10 protein-coding genes and 1 pseudogene are annotated in these 14,707 nt (G+C 69.9%); 5 read left to right on the top strand and 6 right to left on the bottom strand.

What is annotated here, in order from left to right; all coding sequences use genetic code 11:
• The first annotated feature begins 38 nt into the window (after window positions 1-38).
• Window positions 39-2,624 (top strand): bifunctional FO biosynthesis protein CofGH, encoded by a 2,586-nt coding sequence (locus ACWD3C_RS12130; RefSeq protein ID WP_451142786.1) that lies wholly within the window; start codon window positions 39-41, stop codon window positions 2,622-2,624.
• A 23-nt stretch (window positions 2,625-2,647) separates the two neighbouring features.
• Here the strand turns inward: ACWD3C_RS12130 and ACWD3C_RS12125 are convergent, their stop codons facing one another.
• On the bottom strand, window positions 2,648-3,145 hold the full coding sequence (locus ACWD3C_RS12125; RefSeq protein WP_451142784.1) for a DUF2165 domain-containing protein: 498 nt from the start codon (window positions 3,143-3,145) through the stop codon (window positions 2,648-2,650).
• A 295-nt stretch (window positions 3,146-3,440) separates the two neighbouring features.
• Here ACWD3C_RS12125 and ACWD3C_RS12120 point away from each other — a divergent pair, with 295 nt between their 5' ends.
• Window positions 3,441-4,556: an ADP-ribosylglycohydrolase family protein gene (locus ACWD3C_RS12120; protein WP_451142782.1), complete on the top strand. Its 1,116-nt coding sequence runs from the start codon at window positions 3,441-3,443 to the stop codon at window positions 4,554-4,556.
• 80 nt (window positions 4,557-4,636) lie between these two features.
• On the opposite strand, the pseudogene ACWD3C_RS12115 reads toward ACWD3C_RS12120, so the two are convergent.
• A pseudogene (locus ACWD3C_RS12115) lies at window positions 4,637-5,233 on the bottom strand (Na+:solute symporter); the annotation flags it as partial.
• Window positions 5,234-5,363: 130 nt separating this feature from the next.
• Entirely contained in the window at window positions 5,364-6,152 is a 789-nt protein-coding gene (locus ACWD3C_RS12110; RefSeq protein WP_451142939.1) for an SDR family oxidoreductase, read from the bottom strand.
• 89 nt (window positions 6,153-6,241) lie between these two features.
• Here ACWD3C_RS12110 and ACWD3C_RS12105 point away from each other — a divergent pair, with 89 nt between their 5' ends.
• Window positions 6,242-7,081, top strand: coding sequence for a hypothetical protein (locus ACWD3C_RS12105; protein ID WP_451142780.1), 840 nt, complete (start codon window positions 6,242-6,244; stop codon window positions 7,079-7,081).
• A 202-nt stretch (window positions 7,082-7,283) separates the two neighbouring features.
• Here the strand turns inward: ACWD3C_RS12105 and ACWD3C_RS12100 are convergent, their stop codons facing one another.
• The 3 genes from ACWD3C_RS12100 to ACWD3C_RS12090 all read right to left on the bottom strand — a co-directional run bounded on the left by ACWD3C_RS12100 (window position 7,284) and on the right by ACWD3C_RS12090 (window position 9,765).
• Window positions 7,284-7,475 carry a DUF397 domain-containing protein gene (locus ACWD3C_RS12100; RefSeq protein WP_451142778.1) on the bottom strand — a complete coding sequence of 64 codons (192 nt, stop codon included), beginning with the start codon at window positions 7,473-7,475 and terminating at the stop codon, window positions 7,284-7,286.
• A 242-nt stretch (window positions 7,476-7,717) separates the two neighbouring features.
• The gene (locus tag ACWD3C_RS12095; RefSeq protein ID WP_451142776.1) at window positions 7,718-8,575 is read right to left on the bottom strand and encodes a helix-turn-helix domain-containing protein; all 858 of its coding nucleotides are present in this window, start codon (window positions 8,573-8,575) and stop codon (window positions 7,718-7,720) included.
• 434 nt (window positions 8,576-9,009) lie between these two features.
• A complete protein-coding gene (locus tag ACWD3C_RS12090; protein ID WP_451142774.1) occupies window positions 9,010-9,765 on the bottom strand; it encodes a GOLPH3/VPS74 family protein in 756 nt (251 codons plus the stop codon).
• 313 nt (window positions 9,766-10,078) lie between these two features.
• On the opposite strand from ACWD3C_RS12090, the gene ACWD3C_RS12085 reads away from it, so the two are divergent.
• Window positions 10,079-12,559, top strand: a complete 2,481-nt coding sequence (locus tag ACWD3C_RS12085; RefSeq protein WP_451142773.1) for a D-alanyl-D-alanine carboxypeptidase — start codon at window positions 10,079-10,081, stop codon at window positions 12,557-12,559.
• Window positions 12,560-12,861: 302 nt separating this feature from the next.
• A complete protein-coding gene (locus tag ACWD3C_RS12080; protein ID WP_451142771.1) occupies window positions 12,862-14,640 on the top strand; it encodes an MFS transporter in 1,779 nt (592 codons plus the stop codon).
• The last annotated feature ends 67 nt before the right edge of the window (window positions 14,641-14,707 follow it).

The raw sequence follows: 14,707 nt of genomic DNA, 5'->3' as shown, positions 1-14,707 counted from the left end.
CCTGTCTGACCTGATCACCACAAACGTATGCTCGAAGGATGACGACTTCCGAGACCTCCGGTACCGGGCCGACCGCGAACGCCATGCGCCGCGCGCTCAAACGCGCCCGCGACGGCGTCGCGCTCGACGTCACCGAGGCGGCCGTGCTGCTCCAGGCGCGCGGCGCGGACCTGGACGACCTGACCGCCTCCGCCGCCCGGGTCCGCGACGCGGGCCTGGAGGCGGCGGGCCGCGCGGGCGTCATCACGTACTCGAAGAGCGTGTTCATCCCGCTCACCCGGCTCTGCCGCGACAAGTGCCACTACTGCACCTTCGTCACCGTCCCCGGAAAGCTCCGCCGCGCCGGGCACGGGATGTTCATGTCCCCCGACGAGGTCCTCGACATCGCCCGCAAGGGCGCCGCGCTCGGCTGCAAGGAAGCCCTGATCACCCTCGGCGACAAGCCCGAGGACCGCTGGCCCGAGGCGCGCGAGTGGCTCGACGCGCACGGCTACGACGACACGATCGCGTACGTACGGGCCATCTCGATCCGCATCCTGGAGGAGACGGGGCTCCTGCCTCACCTCAACCCCGGGGTGATGACGTGGACGGACTTCCAGCGCCTTAAGCCGGTCGCCCCGTCGATGGGCATGATGCTGGAGACGACGGCGACCCGGCTCTGGTCCGAGCCAGGCGGCCCGCACTACGGCTCCCCGGACAAGGAACCCGCCGTGCGGCTGCGGGTGCTGGAGGACGCGGGGCGGTCCTCCGTCCCCTTCACCAGCGGGATGCTGATCGGGATCGGGGAGACGTACGAGGAGCGGGCGGAGTCGCTGTTCGCGCTGCGCCGCACCGCACGGGCGTACCACGGCATCCAGGAACTCATCATCCAGAACTTCCGGGCCAAGCCGGACACCGCGATGCGCGGCATGCCGGACGCCGAACTGGACGAACTGGTCGCCACGGTGGCCGTCGCCCGGCACATCATGGGCCCGTCCGCCTGTCTGCAGGCCCCGCCGAACCTGGTCGACAGCGAGTACGGGCGGCTCATCGGCGCCGGGATCGACGACTGGGGCGGGGTGTCGCCCCTGACCATCGACCATGTGAACCCGGAGCGCCCCTGGCCGCAGATCGACGAGCTGGCCGCTCACTCCGCCGAGGCGGGCTTCGAGCTGCGTGAACGGCTGTGCGTGTACCCGGAGTTCGTGCGGCGCGGTGAGCCGTGGCTGGACCCGAGGCTGCTCCCGCACGTACGGGCGCTGGCGGACCCGGAGACGGGGCTGGCGTTGCCCGATGCCGTGGTCGAGGGGCACCCGTGGCAGGAGCCCGAAGAGGCGTTCACCGCCTCCGGCCGGACGGATCTGCACGCGGCCATCGACACCGAGGGGCGTACGGGTGACCGCCGGGAGGACTTCGACGCCGTCTACGGCGACTGGGAGGCCCTCCGCGAAGCCGCCGCGCCCGGCATGGCACCCGAGCGCATCGACACCGACGTACGCCATGCCCTCAAGCAGGCCGCCGACGATCCCACCCGGCTCACCGACGACGAGGCCCTCGCCCTGCTGCACGCGGACGGCCCGGCGCTGGACGCGCTGTGCCAAGTGGCCGACGACGTACGCAAGTCGATGGTCGGCGACGACGTCACTTACATCGTCACCCGGAACATCAACTTCACCAACGTCTGCTACACCGGCTGCCGTTTCTGCGCCTTCGCCCAACGCCGCACGGACGCCGACGCGTACACCCTGTCCCTGTCACAGGTCGCCGACCGGGCCGAACAGGCCTGGGACGTCGGGGCTGTCGAGGTCTGCATGCAGGGCGGCATCCACCCCGACCTGCCCGGGACGGCGTACTTCGACATCGCGAAGGCGGTCAAGTCCCGCGTCCCCGGGATGCACGTCCATGCCTTCTCCCCGATGGAGGTCGTCAACGGCGCCACCCGCACCGGCATGTCCGTCCGCGAGTGGCTGACCGCCGCCAAGGAGGCGGGCCTCGACACGATCCCCGGCACGGCCGCCGAGATCCTCGACGACGAGGTCCGCTGGATCCTGACCAAGGGCAAGCTGCCGGCGGCCACATGGATCGAGGTCGTCACCACGGCGCACGAGCTGGGCATCCGCTCCTCGTCGACCATGATGTACGGCCATGTGGACCAGCCGAGGCACTGGCTGGGGCACCTGAGGACCCTGGCGGGGATCCAGGAACGTACCGGCGGTTTCACGGAGTTCGTGACCCTGCCGTTCATCCACACCAACGCGCCCGTGTACCTGGCAGGCATCTCCCGCCCCGGCCCGACGACCCGCGACAACCGGGCGGTGACGGCGATGGCGAGGCTGCTGTTGCACCCCCACATCCCCAACATCCAGACCAGCTGGGTGAAGCTCGGCGCAGAGGGCGCCGCCGAGATGCTCCGCTCCGGGGCGAACGACCTCGGCGGCACCCTCATGGAGGAGACCATCTCCCGCATGGCCGGCTCGTCGTACGGCTCGTACAAGTCCGTCAGGGACCTCATCGCGGTGGCGGACGCGGCGGGCCGCCCGGCGAAGCCGCGCACCACGCTGTATGGGGAGGTGCCGGAGGAACGGCAGCGGGCGGCGGCTGTGTCGGACGGGCATCTGCCGGAGTTGCTGCCCGTGCTGGACTAGCTGGATCAGTTGGATCAGCTGGACTAGTCGGACGGCAACTGGGTCACAAGGAGCACGACGCCGCTGAGGACGAACACGCGGAAGGCGGCGTCCAGCCCGTTCCAGTCCGCCGACTGCCACATGGCGAACCACTCGCCGCCGATGCCGATGAACCCGGCGCCGAAGAGCAGCATGAGCATGAGCAGTCCGAGGGTGGAGGCGCGCCGGGCGCGGTGCAGGTCGCGGCGGATCCACAGATAGGTGGCGGTGATGAGGACGAGGGCCGCGATCGTCTCCCAGACGATGATCGCGACGTACGCGGCGTCCTGGAGCCCTTCCGACTCGATGGCTCTCCACATCAGGTCCTCGTCCTTGAAGGTCGTGTCCATGGACAGGACGTGGCGGACGAACTGCTGGTTGGTGCCGAAGTCGGTGATGTTGCTGAAGGCGACGATCGCGATGTAGAGGGCGACGGTGGCGGTGAGGAGGGTTGAGGCGAGGGGGAGAAGGGAGGAGGAACGAGAGTTCTGATTCGCGGCCATGGTTTCAACCTTCTCCTCCCTCCCCGCTGCTCAACCCCGGGTGATTCCGGGCGTGTTGGGCCAGACCGGGAACGCTGAGGAACGATCGGGCGAACGCCAGGAAGGCTTCGCCCGCCTCAACCCACCTGTGGCTCACGTCGCGCCGAGTGAGCACGCCCCCTGAAGATGTGACCACCCCGATGAAGGTGTGACCACTCGATGAAGGTGTGACCACCCCGACCGCCTCAGCCTCTCAACCGACGGTCCCCGTTCGATTACAGTGCTGAGCTGTCAGCCGTACGGGGAGGAGGCTTTCGTGGGTGCGACAGCCGGTGCCGTCTGGGGGCGAGTCGAACAGCAGGACTTCCGCAGCAGGGTGCGCGGGACGCTGCTGGGCTCGGCCGTCGGCGATGCGCTGGGCGCGCCGCTCGACGGGCTCAGCCTGGAGGAGATCCGTACGGAGTACGGGCCGGAAGGGCTCACCGACCTGGCCTTCGGGTACGGCAGGCGGGGCTCGGTCACGGACCTCACGCAGCTCACCCTCTTCACCCTGGACGGGCTGATACGCGCCCAGGTCCGCCGCGACACCGGCGCCTGGCATCCGCCGACCGACCTGCACCGGGCGTATCTGCGCTGGATGGCCACGCAACGCGACTGGGGCCCCGACGAGCGGCGCAAGGACGACGGGTGGCTGGCGAGGGAGGAGTGGCTGTACGTACGCCGTGATCCGTCCCGCGCCTGTCTGCTGGGCTTCGGGGACGGGGTCATGGGGACGTTGGACGCCCCCAAGAACCCCGGCGAGCCCGGGCCGGAGGCCGCCGCCCGCTCCGCCCCGTTCGGGCTCCTCGTCGGCTGGGAGCCGCAGCTCGTCGTGCAGCTCGCCGTGGAGTGCGCGGCGCAGAGCCACGGGCACCCGGCCGCCTACCTCGCCGCCGGAGCGTACGCCGCCGTCGTCCACGCCCTCGCCCGCGGCGACAGCCTCGACACGGCCGTACAGAAGGCCCTCGCCCTCATCGCCCAGCGTCCCGGACACCAGCCCGTCACCGACGCCCTGCGGCACGCCCTCGGCGCCGTACGCCAGGGGCTGCCGACCCCCGAGCGGGTCGAGGGGCTCGCGGGGGCGGGTACGGCCGAGGGGATTCTCGCCGTCGCCGTCTACTGCGCGCTCGTGGGCGAGGACGTACGGCAGGGCCTGACCCTCGCCGTCAACCATGGCGGTGCGTCGGGCGCGGCCGGTTCCCTCGCCGGTGGTCTCCTCGGCGCCCTGCACGGCGAAACGGCCCTCCCACCGGCCTGGCTGGCCGAGCTGGAGGGCCGCCCCACGATGCTCGTCCTCGCGGACGACTTCGCGATGGAGATGACCCAGGGGCCCGCACTGCACGGGCCGGGGGTGGCGTCGCCGGGGTGGCTGGCGCGATACCCCCGTGGATAGAACAGCTGGGTCGACTTCACGTGAGGAATCACCCAGTCCTTGAGTCAGTCCTTCACGCGAGGAACCACTCGGTCTTTGAGTCAGTCCTTCACGCGACTAACCACCGCCTCCTCGACCGCCGGCCCCGCCGGCCCCGCCGGAACCGGCACCGCCGCCGTGGCCGCGCCGCCCCCGTCCGTGTTGATCCGCTCGGTGATCGCCAGCCGCTCCGGAGTGTCCTCCGGCTTCAGGTAGCCGATGAGGATGTACAGGATCAGCGAGACGGCGAGCGGGATCGACACCTGGTACTGGAGCGGGACGCCGCCCTCGACGTTCCAGTTGATCGGGTAGTTCACCAGCCAGAAGGCGAACAGGCCCGCAGCCCAGCTGGTGAGCGCCGCCGTCGGGCCGGAGCGGCGGAACGGGCGGAGCAGGCCGAGCATCATCGGGATGGCCATCGGGCCCATCAGCCCGGCGACCCACTTGATGACGACCGTGATGATGTCCTTGAACGCGGGGGAGTTGACCTGTGTGGCCGCTGCCATGGACAGGCCGAGGAAGACGACGGTCGCGATGCGGGCCACGAGGAGCCCCTTGCGCTCGTCCCACGCGCGCGCCTTGGCCGAGACCACGGGCGCGCAGTCCCGGGTGAAGACGGCCGCGATGGCGTTGGCGTCCGACGGGCACATGGCCATGGTGGTGCCCGCTTATCGTGAGTTCGGCCGGACGGCGGCGGCAACGGCCCGTCGGGTCAAGGGAGGCAAGAATGTTCTGCCGATCGACCTCGGTTCACATCCATGACCGAGGCGGAATCTTTCAGGCTACCCGCTACCGCATCACCTCGCCCGCGTTGACCAGCAAAGACTGCCCCGTGATGGCGCGCGCCCGATCCGATGCGAGAAACACCACCGCATCCGCGACATCCCCGTCCGTGGCCAGCTCCGGCAGTGCCACCCGCCCGGTGAGCCGCCCGAGCACCTCCGCCTCCGGTACGCCCTCGGTGCGCGCGGCGTGCCGGACGTACGACTCGACCGGCGGCCCCCACATCCAGCCGGGCAGCACGGTGTTGACCCGTATGCGATACGGCCCCAACTCCCGCGCCAGCGAGTACATCGCGCTCGTCAGCGCCCCCTTCGACGCCGCGTACGCCGCCTGCCGGACCTGGGACGGCGCGGCCACCGACGACTGTGTCCCGATGATGACCACCGACCCTCCGCCGCCCTCCTTCAGCGCGGGCAGGCACGCCCGGGTCATCCGCAGGGTGCCCAGCAGGTTCACGTCGATGACCGACTGCCAGGCCGTGAAGTCGGCGTCCTCCAGGCCGCCGAAGTAGCTGTCCCGGGCGGCCACGTGCACCACGGCGTCGATCCGCCCGAACCGCTCCCGGGCGAGCGCCGCGAGCGCCTCGCACTGGGTCTCGTCGGTGATGTCGGTGGCGCGGTACGCGCTGTGCGCGCCGTCCGGGTCGATGTCCGCCGCCGCCTCGGCGAGATTCGCCTCCGTACGCGCCCCGAGCACGGCGTTCCCGCCGTCCCGTACGACCGCCGCGGCGAGCCGGTGCCCGAGCCCGGCGCCGACCCCCGACACGACGACGGTCTTGCCGGCGAGCAGTGACATGGAGGCCTCCCGACTCTGGCGCATGATCTGACGGTGCGTCAGAGTATGGGCGACCCGCGGAGGAAGGAAGAGGAAGGAAGGGGAACGGCATGACCGAGGAGACCCGCAGCGAGGTGTACACGGAACTGGCCGCCGTCGGCCCGTACGGGGTGCGCCCGGGCCACGCCCTGATCACCATGGTCGAACCGCACCCGGGCCACGAGTACGCGTACAACCGCTGGTACGAGGACGACCACTACTACGCGGGCGCGATGGCGATGCCCTGGATGTACGCCGGCCGCCGCTGGGTGGCGACCCGCGACCTCCAACTCCTGCGCTATCCCGAGAAGTCGGCGATCGCCCAGCCGGTCACCGTCGGCTGCTACATCTCCACGTACTGGATCACCGACGGCCGCTACGACGACCACATGAAGTGGACCGTCGCCATCAACAAGCGGCTGAATCGCGACGCCCGCGTCTACCAGGACCGCACCCACGTCTTCACGGCCTTCCAGGACCACGAGGTCACGGTCTACCGCGACGGCGCCGCCGGCCCCCGCGACTTCCACGCCCTCGACCACCCCTACGCGGGCCTGGTGGTCCAGGTCATCGACACCGAAGGCCCCGACCGACGCGCCGAACTGCTGGAGTGGCTCCGCTCCCGCCACCTCCCCAAGCGCCTCGCCGGTTCACCCGCCGCCATGGTGACCGTCTTCCGGCCGACCCCGCTCCCCGGTGACCGGATGTCGTACGTCAAGCAGGTCGAGGGCGTTGACACGCGGCTGACCCTGCTGTGGTTCGTGGAGGCCGACCCGCGCGACTGCTGGGAGCCGTACTTCACGTCTCTGGACGAGGCTGTCGCCGAATCCCGCCTGGGGGCGGTGGAGTTGGTGGCGCCGTTCATCCCGACGGTGCCGGGTACGGACAAGTACGTGGACCGCCTCCGCTGACGGCTCCCGAGGCCGTCTCGCAGCCTCCCCCGCAGAGCAGACCCACGACGAGGAATCCGTGCGGCGGCTCGACGAGTTGCCGGCCTGGGCACAAGCCGAGCCCCCTCGGCAAGGACGGCGGGGCTTGTCGAGAGGGCTCTGTCGGTGGTGCTTGTGAAGTTGTCGATCGTGTACTCGGGTGAGGGTCAGGAAGATCCTCGCCTTACGGCTTGACCGATGCCACGAAGGCGTTCCACGCTTCGGTGGGGAAGGCCAGGATGGGCCCCTCGGGAACCTTGGAGTCGCGTACGGCCAGTGCCGACCGGGTGGGCGACTTGACCTCCACGCATGCGCCGTTTCCGTTGGAGTACGAGGACTTCGTCCACGTTTCCGTGGCGCCCTGAAGAATTGCCATGTTTGCTCCGGTAGCCAGCTGCTGAGTTGCTGTCACCGACCTGCGGGTTCCCACCGGGATTCGCTTCCCACGGGGACTCGCAGTGCGGTTTGCGCCAACGTTGTTGATCGCTGGCGTGATTGACGCTACTCGCCGACATCTTCATTCGGAGCAGTCGTTCACTCGTCAGGGTGAGAGATTCCGCGGAGTCTTCCGGTCGAGCGTGCCAGAGGTGTAAAATGCGCTCTCTTTTCCGGAAGGGCTCAGCGCGCGTATTCCTTCGCGACGTTTTCGATGGTCTGACGCGACTGGTCCACGTTCAGCGCCTGCGCCCGAAGGTGCTCGTACATCACGGTGTACTTCTGCACGTCAGGCGCCTTCTCCAGATACAGGTCACTGGTCACGCCCTCGATGTACACCACGCTCGAATCGGCCGCGTCGGCGAACTCCAGGATCGTGTACTGGCCGTTGAGGCCAGGATGTGCCCCCACGTCGAACGGCAGCACCTGCACCGTGACATGAGGCAGCTGGGACATCTGAACAAGATGCTCCAACTGCTCACGCATCACCATCCGACTGCCGACGATCCGACGAAGGGCCGCCTCGTCCAGCACCGCCCACAGTCGCAGCGGGCTGTTGTCGGTGGTGACGCGTTCCTGCCGTCGCATGCGCACCTGGACCCGCGTGTCGATCTCGGTCGGCGAGGCCTCGGGCAGGGCTCCCTGGATGATGGCCTCGGAGTAGGAACGGCACTGCAACAAGCCTGTGATGATCTGCGGTTCGTAGACCCTGAGCGACTCCGCGTCGGTCTCCAGACCGATGTACACGCTGTACGGGATGTCCCCGAACGCATGCCACCAGCCCTGCTGGCGCGAGTCCTTGGCCATCTGCATCAGTGACTCGACGATGCGCTGGTCCTCGACCTCGTACACCCCGCACAGGTCGCGCACGTCGCGCTGGTTGATGCTGCGCCGCCCGTTCTCCAGACGGCTGATCTTCGACTGGGAGACCAGCAGCCGTTCGGCGACCTGCTCGGCGGTCATGCCCTTGTCCTCGCGGAGCCGACGCAGTTCCTGGCCCAACCGGCGCCGCCGGACGGTGGGATTGACATTGGACGCCACGGGACGTGCACCTCCGGCTGTGGACCTTTTCTGCTTTGCGTACCTGCCAATGAGCAGATTGCCACCAAGGTGCGTACTACCGCTGGGAAACAGCGGATATGCGGCGCCTACACGCCAGTTCGACGGCCAGGGAAGGACGTATGACCGACAATGCGGCCGACCGGCCTGCCGTCACTGACTGGAGATGCGGCCGCGCGGGGCGTGTGAGGCCGTACGACGGGCTCACACGCCCCGCGCGAGCCAGCGGCTCCCGAACCGGGTCTGGGGACTTCGGTACGGCGCTGACGGTGCTGCGAGGTGGTGCGGGGTGGTGCTGCGCGGTGCGGTTGTTCGGTTGTTGTGGTGCCGTGGGTCCGCGGCTCGGTGGGACACACGGAGTCGTGCTCGGTGTGGTGCTCGTCGTGCGTCGCTTGCTCTGGTGTCGCGACCCCGGTTCAGTGGGCCACGACGCGCGCCATGGAACCGCGGCGCGGCTGCATCGGAACTCCCCGTGCGGGTTCCGGTACGGTCCTGGCTCCGGCGGCGGCCTGACGGCCGGCCGGGGCCGGGCTGCGGCGCGGCTGCGCGGCCACGCCGTTCTGCACGTCCATGACGGCGTGGGCCACCAGGCCGCCCATGGGGTCGTGCCGGATCAGATCCCGCAGCCGGGACCGGGACGAGCGCCCCTCGTTCCCCGGATACAGGTGCTTGCCGAGGCCGACCGCGTGGGCCAGGGCGGCGAGCGCCGCGGTCCGTGGGTCCGGCGGTACGCCGGTCCGGATCGCGGAATCCAGCCGGGCCCTGATCTCCCGGCTGATGGCGTTGTCCGTCGCCTGGTAGCGAGTCGTCGGCAGCACCCCGCACATCTGGCCCGCCACGGCATGCACCATGCCGCACCGCTCCAGATGCGAGAGGTAGGTCTGGCGGAGCCCAAGGCGCGGCCCGCCAATCCAGTGGACCGCCCGCACGGGAGCGCCACGCCTTCGCAGCAACTCCAACGCGCAGTCCAGTGTCGGATCTCCAGTCGGCCGTGGTACCACCACGGCGATACGATCCCCGTCTGGGGCTATCCGTCCGGCCAGCGCCAGCTCCACTAGCTGTGCTCCGGCCAGACCAAGGTCGAGCGACTGCGGCTGTGCAGTGGTACCCGTGGCCGGGTCCAGTGCCAGCAGCAGAAGCTCCTCCGGAAGTGTTCTGCGGCTCCTGCCCATCCATGCCTCCCCGCGTGGATGAATGACAGGGTGACCCCTCTCACATTGGTCTGTCGAGGGTGCGTGACCGGTTCGTAGTGGAACCGGTAGGTATGTCGTTCTCGTCTACCGCGAGGGTCAGGTCCACACACAGGACACTGGTACATGGTTCGGACAGTGGTGTCCGAGCCGGGGAACATGATTCGGGACGCGTGCCCGGGGGGTGTGGTTCCCGGTTCGGGCAAGGTGTCCGCGCGGGCGGTTCCGCGCGGGTGGTTCACGGATCGGTTACGGATCGGTTGGCGCACGGAGAACGGCGCAGGAGGAGGCATCGGTGGCGGGCGAGTCCCCCGACAGGTCGAAGCGGTACGAGTCGTCGACGGGGTCGACGTCGGGGAACGGGGCCTCGGTTCCGGGCCCGGCCACGGAGCCCGCTCCGGCGCGCTCCTCGGCTGCGGCCGACCCGCGCGACCCGCGCCTGGCGATGAGCCGGGAGAGGGCTTCCGGGACGTCCTCGACGGGTGTGGATCAGGCTACGGCGGTGTTCTCGCGGCGGGCTCTGGAGGAGGCGGAGGCCGGGCGGGCGGAGGGATCCGCCGCGGTGGCCGCGTGGGTGTCCTCGGCGGAGGGGAAGGGCTCTGACGGAGTTGGTGGCTTGGGCGCCGACGCGAGGTCGGATGACTCCGACGGTTCCGATGGTGACGCCGAGCCGGAGGCCGAGGGCACTACGGAAAGCGACGAGAGCGGTATGTCGGACGCTGCGGACGCCGAGGACAGTGAGGCCGACGCCGAACCCGAGGCTGAGCGCGAAGAGGAACCCGAGGCGGACGCGGATGCGGAGCGCGAGGCTGCCGAAGAGCCCGCAGCCGACGCGGACGCGGCCGCGGAGCCCGAGGCCGAGGCGGGCGCAGAGCCCACGGACAAGGCGGAGCCCGAGGTTGCCGAAGAGCCCGAGCCCGCAGCCGACGCGCATGCGGATGCCGAGCCCGAGGCTCCCGAGGCCGCAGACAAGGCCGAACTAGCCGACGAGCCCAAGGCCGACGCGGATACCGAGCCCCAGGCCGAGCGTGACGAGCAGCCGGAAGCCGACGCAAAGGCCGACGCCACCGACGCCCCGGACACCGACTCGGACACCGGCGTCGACTCGGACACCGGCGTCGACAGCACTCCCAGCCCTCAGGCGGACCAGCCCACGGCCATCTTCAAGGCCGTACGACCGCCCGCCGTCGACCAGCCCACCACCATGCTCAAGCTGGGCGGCGGCACGAAGCCGGCCGACAGGCCGACGACCGACGAGCCGGACGACGGCAAGCAGCCCGCGAATCCCGCGCCCACCCCCACCCCCGAGCCGCGGGACCCCGAGCGCACCAGCACATTCGTAGCCCTCAAGCCGCTCGACGAGCCGAGGCAGCCGAAGCTCCCATCCGGGCCCGCGACCGACACGCCCCCCGCGGACGTCACCACAGCCTTCCCCCAAGTCGCCCAGGCCGGCCAGCTCGGCCCCGAGCGCACGACGCAGCAGCCGTTGCCGCCGAAGCCGCCGCTGGACCTGCTGGCGGAGCTGACGAACACGCCGCCGCCCCCGCAGACCCCGGTCCGCACGCTCATCCGGCGGGTCAAGATCTGGACCCCGCTGGTGATCCTGCTCGCGATCATCTTTGCGATCGCGCAGGTCGTACGCCCGCTCCCGACCCCCACCCTCGCACTGACCGCGGACCCGACCTACGCCTTCGAGGGCGACGAGCTCTCCCTGCCGTGGCCCGGCGAGGGCCAGGGCTGGATGGACGTGAACGGCATCGGCACGATGGACAGCTTCGGTGAGCAGAAGGCCGTGCCGATCGGCTCGGTCGCCAAGGCGATGACCGCGTACGTCGTCCTCAAGGACCACCCGCTGAAGTCGGGGCAGGAGGGTCCGAAGATCATTGTCGACGCCCTGGCGGAGAAGGAGGGTGGTTACGACAAGGACGGCGAGTCCACCCTCAACACCGTCAAGAAGGGCGACACGCTCACCGAGAAGCAGGCCATCGAGGCCATCATGATCCCCTCCGCCAACAACATCGCGCGGCTGCTGGCCCGTTGGGACGCCGGTTCCGAGGAGGCGTTCGTCAAGAAGATGAACGCCGCCGCCAAGGACCTCGGCATGACCAACACCACGTACACCGACCCCTCCGGCCTGAAGGAGTCGACAGTCTCCACCGCCGAGGACCAGGTCAAGCTCGGCAACGAACTGGTGAAGATGCAGGCGCTGACGGACATCACCAGGCTGCCGGAGTGGATCGACCCGTCCGGCAAGAAGTGGCGCAACTGGAACGCCCTCGTCCCGTACAACAACGCCATCGGCATCAAGACCGGCTCCACCACCAAGGCCGGCGGCAACCTGCTCTTCGCCGGCACGCAGGAGGTCGGCGGCGAGACGGTCACCGTCGTCGGCGCGATCCTCGGCCAGCACACGCCGCCGATCATCGACACGGTCAACGCCGTCAGCCAGGAGGCGATGGTCGCCGCCCAGGACGCGCTGATCTCCAGCACGGTCCTCAAGAAGGGTGACGTCGTCGGCTACGTCGACGACCAGCTCGGCGGCCGTACCCCGGTCGTCGTCACCGAGGACGTCTCCGCGGTGGGCTGGGCCGGGATGACCGTCAGGCTGGCGCTGTCGGACAACGGTACGGAGAACCCGAACGAGGCGAAGGCCGGAACCAAGGTCGGCGTCCTCACCGTCGGGGACGGTACGGGCGATGCCGTCGAGGTCCCTGTGGCCCTCCAGTCGGACCTCACCGAGCCGAGCTTCGCCACGAAGCTGACCCGGGTGAGTTGACCGGCGGTAACGTCCGGCGAGTGAGCCGAAGGCTCGGTGCGCCCCGGTGGCGCACCGAGCCTCAAAAACACGGCGCGTGCGTGCTAGCGTCGCGATTCGGGGCAGGTCGCGGGCCGCGGGTCCCCGGCCGGGGCACGACGACACATTCACAGGGACACGGGGAGTGCGTTCAGGTGGCCACTACGGAGCCGACACACGCCGATGACGTCGGCCCGCGACCAGGTTCTGGCTCGCGAATACCACCGTCTGCCCGCGCCGACGACACGAAGCCGGAGACGAGGACAGAGGCGAAAGCCGAGCCGATGCCTTCGGCCGAGGCCGAACCGAAAACCGCGGCCGAAACCGCCAAGCGTCACCCCCGGCCCAGCGGCCCGACCACCCGCTTCCTCCGTCACCCGGCCACCCTCGTCACCCTCGTCTCCGGCGTACTGCACCTCGTCTGGTTCTTCACGTTCGCGAACAGCGGCGGGGACCTCGCGGCGCAGGACGCATGGGCGGAGTTCGTCGGCCGGCACCCGGACTCGGCGTACAACCTGGCCTGGTACGGCGGAATGCACCCGGTGTCGTACAGCGTCGTCTCGCCGTATCTGATGTCGGTCCTCGGCGTCCGTACGACGATGATGATCGCCGGAACGGCCTCGGCGGGCCTGCTGACGCTGGTCCTGATGCGGAGCAGGGCGGTGAGAAACCCGCTGCCCGCGGCGCTGGCCGGTGTCTTCGCACTCCTCTGCAACGCGGCGTCGGGCCGGGTGACGTTCGGCCTCGGGATGGTCTTCGCGCTGGGCGCGACCGCGGTGGTGTTCTGCTGGCCGTACCGCTGGCGCTACAGGCGCTGGGCGAAGGCGCTGTGCGCGGCGCCGCTGGCCGCGCTGGCGACCATGGCCTCGCCGGTGGCGGGGCTCTTCGTGGGGCTGGTGGCGGTGGCGCTGTTCCTGCAGAAGCGCCGTCCGGGTGCCTGGGCGCTGGGCCTGGCCCCCTCGGCCGTGGTGGCCGTCTCGGCGTGGCTGTTCCCGTTCTCGGGCACCCAGCCGATGTCGTTCGGGTCGGCGTTCCTGCCGCTCACGTACTCGGTCTTCGTCTACGCCCTGGTTCCCAAGGAGTGGAAGACGGTACGGATCACGGCGGCGGTGTACGGCCTCTCCGTACTCCTCGTCTGGCTGATCAGCTCGCAGATCGGTTCCAACATCACGCGGCTGCCGATGCTGTTCGCGGGGGTGGCGCTGCTGGCGGCGCTGCCGTTCGCGGCGCCGCGGTCGCGCAAGTGGTACGCCGTCGTGATCGCCTTCGCCGGCTTCACGGCGTGGATCGGCTTCAAGTCGGTGGACGACGTCGTCCACACCACCCCCGCCGCGTCCTGGGCCCGCGAACTGGCCCCCCTCGTCAACCAGCTCCAGGTCGTCGGCGCCGAGAAGGGCCGCGTCGAGGTGGTCCCCGAAGCTTCCCACCGCGAGGCCTCCGCCCTCGCCCCGTACGTCAATCTGGCCCGCGGCTGGAACCGCCAGGCCGACATGGAACGCAACCCCCTCTTCTACGACGACACCCTCAACTCCGCGAACTACCGCGAGTGGCTGAAGCGCTGGGCCGTCCACTACGTCGTCCTCCCCAAGGGCGAGCCCGACGGCGACGGAGGCGAGCGCGAGCGGGAGCTGGTCCAGCGGGGCATGCCGTATCTGAAGCAGATCTGGGGCGACGCCAACTGGCAGCTCTTCGCGGTGACCGACCCCACGCCGCTCGCCGAGCCCAACGCGGACGTCTGGACTGCGGAGCAGGGCGAGATGACGGTGGACGTGCGCAAGGCCGGCCGCATCCTGGTCCGCATCCCGTACTCGCCGTGGCTCAGCCTCGTCGACGCGGAGGGCAAGAGCCTGGAGCCTCCGCAGGAGACCGAGGCCTCCAAGAACCGCGAGGACGACGACCTCCCGAAGACGTACGACAACGTCAACGGCTGCCTCATGGAGGCGGAGGAGGACGAAGCGGGCGACAAGTGGACGGAGCTGCTGGCCCCGGAGCCGGGCACGTATCGCCTGGCGGCGCCTTACCAGCTGCCGCGGGGGACGCCGTGCCCGGAGGAGCTGCGATAAGGGCGATGAGGCTCGAAGCCCCAGAGCCCGCCCGGAGCCCCGAAGCCGGCCCGGAGCCCCAGAGCCC

The organism is Streptomyces sp. NPDC002845 (genome assembly GCF_053591955.1).
Note: the sequence above shows the minus strand (reverse complement) of the source record. Positions and strands in the feature narration are given on the sequence as shown.

Coding starts and splice junctions, on each gene's coding strand:
- ACWD3C_RS12130 (WP_451142786.1), top strand. CDS start 39: ATGACGACTTCCGAGACCTCCGGTACCGGGCCGACCGCGAACGCCATG.
- ACWD3C_RS12125 (WP_451142784.1), bottom strand. CDS start 3,145: ATGGCCGCGAATCAGAACTCTCGTTCCTCCTCCCTTCTCCCCCTCGCC.
- ACWD3C_RS12110 (WP_451142939.1), bottom strand. CDS start 6,152: ATGTCACTGCTCGCCGGCAAGACCGTCGTCGTGTCGGGGGTCGGCGCC.
- ACWD3C_RS12105 (WP_451142780.1), top strand. CDS start 6,242: ATGACCGAGGAGACCCGCAGCGAGGTGTACACGGAACTGGCCGCCGTC.
- ACWD3C_RS12100 (WP_451142778.1), bottom strand. CDS start 7,475: ATGGCAATTCTTCAGGGCGCCACGGAAACGTGGACGAAGTCCTCGTAC.
- ACWD3C_RS12090 (WP_451142774.1), bottom strand. CDS start 9,765: ATGGGCAGGAGCCGCAGAACACTTCCGGAGGAGCTTCTGCTGCTGGCA.
- ACWD3C_RS12080 (WP_451142771.1), top strand. CDS start 12,862: ATGCCTTCGGCCGAGGCCGAACCGAAAACCGCGGCCGAAACCGCCAAG.